Source organism: Mesorhizobium sp. M7A.F.Ca.CA.004.04.2.1, assembly GCF_004022825.1.
In the GTDB taxonomy this organism is placed as follows: domain Bacteria; phylum Pseudomonadota; class Alphaproteobacteria; order Rhizobiales; family Rhizobiaceae; genus Mesorhizobium.
On record NZ_RZPH01000670.1, the window covers coordinates 1 to 3388 of the forward strand.

Here is a 3388-nt window from a genome sequence, read left to right on the forward strand (position 1 = left end):
GTCCTTGGTGATCAGCGCCTGGGGCGTGGCGACGACGCGCGGCAGCTTCTGTCCCGCGACGAGACGCAGAGCTGTTTCCAACGCCACTTCGCCGGTCAGAACGGGGAAACTGTCGACCGTGCCGGTCAGTTCGCCGGCCCGTATGGAGGCATAGGCATCGGAAATGCCGTCGGTGCCGAAGACCGCAACCTTGTCCTGCAGGCCGGCGGCCTTGACAGCCTCGACGATGCCCAGCGCCATGCCATCATTGTTGGCATAGAAGCCGATCAGGTCGGGATGCTGCTGCAGGATGTTGGTGGCCGCGTCATAGGAGGTCTGGCGGTCCCAGTTGCCGGGAACGCTGGCGACAACCTCGAACTTGCCTCCCTCGGTAATGGTCGACTTGAAGCCATCGGTGCGCTGCACGGCGGCATAGACGCCAGCCTGGCCTTCGACGATGGCGACCTTGCCGCCATTCGGACGATTCTTGACGAACCATTTGGCGACGCGCACGCCATTGTCGCGTTGGACGTTGCCGACATAATGCTCGGCCTGCGGGATGACGGCGTCATTGACATTGACCACCGGCACGTTGGCGGCCTTGGCCTGCTCCATGATCGGCTGCAGATTGGCATCCGTCTGCGGCGAGACGAGCAGCACGTTGTAGCCCTGCGTCACCAGGCCTTCGGCGATGGTGAGCTGGCCGAGCTGGTCGCCCTCGCTCTGCGCTGCCTGATAGACGACGGGAACGCCGACCTTGGCGCCGAATGCCGTGTAGCCCTCGCCCAGCGAGCGCCAGTATTCATTGGTCAGCGTCTTGGAGACCGCGCCTGCCTTGGTGCCTTCGGGCAGCTTGGGGAACGCGCCGAACTTGGCCTCGACCTGCGACCAGTCGATGCGGTCCTTTTCCGTGTCGGAATTGAGCGGCGCGAGGTCGGCGGAAAAGGCAGAGCCGATCGAGAGCGCCATCAATGCGGCGGTAGCGGTGGCAAGCAGAAGTTTCATTGTATTCCTCCCTGGTTGAAAAACGGCGATGGCGCGGATGCCTCAGCTATCCGGCCCGAGCATGATTTCCTGGATGATGGCCTGCGACGTCACCGCGTCCTGGCTGTCCATGGCGGCGGACAGGCGATTGTCCTGCTCCAGCCGGTCGACGACGCGCAGCATGCGATTGACGGTGGCGATGTTGACTTCGCACTCGCGCACCGGATCGAGCCCTGTCATATCGGGGAACGTGTCGAAATAGATGGCGCCGGCGTAACCGTCGCGGCGAATCTGCCTGAGCATCTCGATGGTCTGCAGCGTGTGCACCGCGCCGACCATCAGGCCGTCGTCGCGCTTGGCGTAGCCGTCGTTCAGGTGCACGCCGAGCAGCTTGCTGTGACGCGCCACCAGGGCCGCGGCAAAGGCCGGTTGTTCGTCGGCGTAGAGCACATGAGCGAAATCGAGCGTGACGCCGAGATTAGGCAGGCCGACATCGCGGATCGCCAGCAAGGTCGTCGCCGCATCCGGCATCAGGCTGTAGGAGCGTGGTTCGTTCGGTTTGTATTCAAGGCTGATCTGACAGTCGGGATCATGTGCCGCAACTTCACGAATCCCATCAATTTCGTGTTGCCAAAGCGTCGAATAGTCGGCCTGGAAGGCGTAGTCGAAGCCATCCTGGCCGAGCCACAGCGTCATCAGGCTGGCGCCGGCCTCACGCACGGCATCGATGCCGGCCTTGGTCAGGTCGATGGCCTCGCGACGCACCGCCGGATCCGGATTGGTGAAAGCGCCGAGCTTGAAGGCGGGGTTGGAGTAGTAGCGCATGGCAAAGCCATTGATGGAGAGCCCAAGATCGCCCAGTTTCAGAGCAATTTCCGTGGGCTTTTCCCTGACATGGTCAGGAAAGTTGAGATCCAGATCGGTAAGCCCCTCGACCTTGGCGGCGCGCGCCGCCATCTGCAGCAGCGACGGCTTGCCGGTAAGATCGGGCCACTCGGCGTGCGGTCGCGAGGCAAAGGAATTCAGGCGCGTGGCGAAACGAGTGGCTGTCATGATCGATCCTTCAATCGTCATGACTTCACATAAATAAAGATATTTGTAAAGTTATTGTTTTGAGAGGCTACGAAGCGGCCACCAGGCTGGACCCGCCAAGGCGCGCAAAGGGAGCCGGCAGTTTCCCGGCCGGTGCCCTGGAGAGCCCGTCAGGCCAATAGGCGCATGATGGCGCGTGCTGGTTACGGTCGGCGCATTTCAGCAAGCGATTCGCCGGGTGTTCAATCTGGCCAGCGTAAGACGCCGGACGAATCCTTGCGGGCGAGTTTCATCGCATCGGCCGGGCGGTCCTTGGCGGTCAATATGGCGCGCAGCCGTTCGGCGACGATCTCGGCCTCGCCGGGATGAAGATTGCAGGGGTCGAGGAAGAAATGGCCGCGCTCCACCTCATGGTTGCGCACGATGATCGGTGGCGAGCCCGTCGCCAATGCCGAGGTGAGGCCGGCCGCCGTGAACCGGCTTTCGGGCAGTACAAAAATCTGAAGCCGATCGAGAGGGTTGGCGGTCGGATCGGGAATGATCTGCGCGACAATGCCCGGCAGGCCCTGCAACGTCTCCTTCCACAGGTTGAGCGCGGCGTCTTCGCGGCGGCGGATGCCGGCATGGTCGCGCTTTTCCCAGGCTTCCAGTGCGGCCATGGTGCCGGCGATGCTCTCCTTGCCGACCTTCATGGCGCGGGCGACGCCGCGGTTCTGGAGATAGGCGGTGCGAACCAGATCCTTGCGCCCGGTGACGATGCCGCTGGTCGGCCCACTCAGGAATTTGTGGCCGCTGTAGATGACAATGTCGGCGCCGCGCGCGAGGAAGCCGCGCAGATCATACTCTGAAGCCGCATCCACGATCACAGGGATGCCCCTGGCGTGGCAGATCTCGCAGAATTCCTCCAGGGACAGCATGCCATACTGCACGGTGTGGTGCGCAACGACGTAGAGGCCCGCCGCCGTGCGGTCGTTGATCGCGTCGCGCACATGATAGTCCTGCGTCACGCTGACCGTGCCGGCCGGCACGACCCTGGCGCCCGCCAGCCGGACCGACTGGTCGATCGGCGCACCATAGTTGACGATGTGCCCGAGCTGGACGATGACCTCCGACTTGAGGCCCTCCGTGTTATCAGGCAGCCGCTCGATGGCGAGCAGATTGGTCCCCGTCATAGCACCTGCGATCGCCATGGTGATGCCGCTGGCGCAGCAGGCAGTGATGAAACCGGCCTCGCCGCCGGTCAGGCGCGCGACAATCGTGCTTGCGGCACGTTGCAGGTCATCCATTTCCACCCATTGCGAGGCCATTTCCGCCATGGCGCTGATCGCTTCGGGGACGATGATCGACGCGCCGAGCGCGGTCATCGTGCCGGAGACATTGATGATCGGGCGAA

At 63.3% G+C, this 3388-nt stretch carries 3 protein-coding genes; all 3 read right to left on the reverse strand.

Features of this window, described 5'->3' with window-relative positions; genetic code table 11:
* Window positions 1-984, reverse strand: a 984-nt coding sequence (locus EN893_RS24935; RefSeq protein WP_128361842.1) for a substrate-binding domain-containing protein, incomplete at its 3' end; no start/stop codon positions are given.
* Between the two features lie 42 nt (window positions 985-1026).
* Window positions 1027-2016 (reverse strand): TIM barrel protein, encoded by a 990-nt coding sequence (locus EN893_RS24940; RefSeq protein ID WP_127269387.1) that lies wholly within the window; start codon window positions 2014-2016, stop codon window positions 1027-1029.
* Window positions 2017-2237: 221 nt separating this feature from the next.
* Window positions 2238-3388: aminotransferase class V-fold PLP-dependent enzyme (locus EN893_RS24945; RefSeq protein ID WP_128361843.1), on the reverse strand; the 1151-nt coding region annotated here is incomplete at its 5' end.